This is a genomic window from Bacillus sp. GMa5/1 (genome assembly GCF_050172015.1).
GTDB classification, from domain to species: Bacteria; Bacillota; Bacilli; order Bacillales; family Bacillaceae_G; genus Bacillus_A; species Bacillus_A cereus.
Genome location: NZ_JBNLYC010000372.1, coordinates 1 through 1,852 on the forward strand (window position 1 = coordinate 1; position 1,852 = coordinate 1,852).

The window sequence follows — 1,852 nt, forward strand, 5'->3', positions numbered from 1 at the left end:
AAAAAAAGACTTTGCTATAAAAGTAACTTTTACAACAAAATCCATGCAACTAATTTTATTCCTCTTTCCATAATCTCTCCACATTCATTAATTGTTCTTCTTTAAACTCCATCTTATATATATCCGGTTTTGACGTATTCATTAAAAATTCAAAACCATATTGTTTATCAAAATAATTTATCATTAATGTCATGACAAGCCCATGTGTACCAATTACAATTTTGCGTCCTTGAAAATCCAATAAGATTTCTTTTAATACTTTCACTACTCTTCTCTGGCAATCTGCATATGACTCTCCTTCCGTTCGTGCAAAGTCCGGATTAGAGAACATCTTCTGTACAAGTGGATACACCTCTTTGTCTGATATAACCTGATCCTCACTTGAAAACATACACTCTTTAAGATTTTCATATACTACTATTTCTTTTTCATGGAAATTAGCTGACTCCTCTATCGTTAGCATAGCCCGATTATAAGGACTGGAAATAAAAGTATCAATCCTCTCCGCTTTTAATATGTCAGTTACTCTACGGGCATCCATATGTCCCCTCTCAGTTAACCCGCGCATTCTTTCATTTCCTTCTAGTTTTGGTGATTCACCATGTCTAACCATATAAATATATGTGCTCATAATTTCTCCTTAAAATTTTTTATAAAGTGAAACTTTAATTAGCCCTTACTAATCGGGCTTTTACAGGAAAATAGCGAGATAAGTTAATAAATCACGTTCATTTATCCCATTTCAACACTTAGGCGTAATACTACAATACTTTATAAACTGTGCTGATTTGTTCGTCTAATCCATTCTCCTACTAAACTCTCAAATAATTCAGGCTGCTCAATTTGCAAATTATGCCCTGCCATATCTAACACTGCTAATGTTGCCCTTGGATATTCTTCAATAATTTCTATAATATTTTGATAACCTACTGATATATCTTGTCTTCCAGTCAGTAAAAGAACGGGATTTTCATATTTTTCACGCTGAAAATCCATAGTAAGAGAGTAATTCTTTTGCAACCTTTCAATAAATTCATAATTAGCAACATCTAACCCAGGCTTAATTTCTTCTTTAAATCGCTTATATGTATATTCATTTGCTATTACAGCTAACTCACAAAATTCCTCTCTTTCTGTGGAAGTGAGCGTATTTAAAAATTCCTCATCTTGTACAATTACCTGTTTATCTGGAAGAATCCTTTTTTCTGGCTCCGCTACAACAACAGGACATACTAATAGTAATCCGCTAACTCTCTCAAACATCTTTGCAAGTATACCTTTGGCTAAATAGCCTCCATATGATTCTCCTACCAATAAAAATTTTTCAGTAGAAATGATTTCCTCAATAAATGTGATAAGCACTTCTACTATACGATCTGAACTATTTATCCAATTTGGAGCATTCGATTTTCCCATTCCAGGTAAATCAATATATATTCGCTTATAACCTTCATATTTCTGAAATACTGATTCCATACATTTCATCATTAACCTATGGTCAGGGGCACAGCCATGTATGATAATGACTGGTTTACCCTCTCCCACAATTTCATAGTATATTTCTGCATCTTTAATTCGATATATCATAAAAAAGCCTCCCTATTTAGTGGCAATACTATTCCACTCTGTAAGAATACACGTTCTTATTTTATATCCTTTCCCAACATTTTTACAAATGTTAATTTTCAGATTAAAAATAAAAATCTCACCAAAAAAAAGATACTCATCATTTTATATGCAATTTTGCATCTCCACTTACAAATCACTAAAAAAACTTTACAATTCAAAGGATGACTAAATATACAATTTCTATTTAAAGTCTTGATACAGTCTATACTATCAACCGCAATAT

Annotated in this window: 2 protein-coding genes; both read right to left on the reverse strand. The window is 32.1% G+C overall.

Annotated features, from left to right (window positions below; translation table 11 throughout):
• Positions 1-55: 55 nt before the first annotated feature.
• Entirely contained in the window at positions 56-631 is a 576-nt protein-coding gene (locus ACQGSG_RS28720; protein ID WP_000109177.1) for a histidine phosphatase family protein, read from the reverse strand.
• 140 nt (positions 632-771) lie between these two features.
• Entirely contained in the window at positions 772-1,587 is an 816-nt protein-coding gene (locus ACQGSG_RS28725; protein ID WP_000640336.1) for an alpha/beta fold hydrolase, read from the reverse strand.
• Between the last annotated feature and the right edge of the window lie 265 nt (positions 1,588-1,852).

What these genes read in the sequence shown, in the direction of transcription:
- ACQGSG_RS28720 (WP_000109177.1), bottom strand. Translation starts at nt 631, where the DNA reads ATGAGCACATATATTTATATGGTTAGACATGGTGAATCACCAAAACTA.
- ACQGSG_RS28725 (WP_000640336.1), bottom strand. Translation starts at nt 1,587, where the DNA reads ATGATATATCGAATTAAAGATGCAGAAATATACTATGAAATTGTGGGA.